General features: G+C 42.7%; 1 protein-coding gene. It reads right to left on the reverse strand.

Annotation, left to right across the window (positions count from 1 at the left end):
• Nucleotides 1–526, reverse strand: a 526-nt coding sequence (locus tag R7F64_RS23920) for a Na/Pi symporter (RefSeq protein WP_318072156.1), incomplete at its 3' end; no start/stop codon positions are given.
• Nucleotides 527–674: the final 148 nt, after the last annotated feature.

Consider the following 674-nt stretch of genomic DNA (forward strand, 5'->3'; position numbering starts at 1 on the left):
TGCTCATGTCGCCAGTGTTCAATAGTGGCGAAACCAACCAGTGAGAAATTTTCTCTAGAATGCCGAACATCATTTCCAAAGGAAGGAAGATCAGAACAGCAAGAAGGTTAAAGAAGTCGTGGATCGTCGCACTAGCAAATGCGCGCTTGAATTCTTCCTTACAACGTACGTGACCTAGTGAAACCAAAGTATTGGTCACTGTGGTACCAATATTGGCACCCATTACCATTGGAATCGCTGTCTCTACAGGTAGACCACCTGCAACTAAGCCCACAATAATAGAAGTTACAGTACTTGAGGATTGGATTAGGGCTGTTGCTACTAGGCCGATCATAAGACCAGCGATAGGGTGAGATGCAAACTCAAACAATACTTTTGCTTGGTCGCCAGTTGCCCATTTGAAACCGCTACCAACCATAGATACTGCTAGAAGAAGCAGATACAGCATGAATGCCAAGTTAGCCCAGCGTAACCAACGAGTCGTGCTCGAGATAGGCGCTGCTGTTGAAGTAGCTTGGTTCATCATAATTTTCTCCGTTGACCTTTAAGTTCGTTTTTCGGTCTTAAGTTGAAACTTCGGGCGATGTTAGAGAACAAATATTTCAGTAATATTACAGATTGATTTCTGTGAGCACTTTTTATTGTGCTTTTTAATAGTTCAAAAAAAGTAGCGG

It is taken from the genome of Vibrio sp. Vb1980 (assembly GCF_033338615.1).
In the GTDB taxonomy this organism is placed as follows: Bacteria; Pseudomonadota; Gammaproteobacteria; order Enterobacterales; family Vibrionaceae; genus Vibrio; species Vibrio alginolyticus.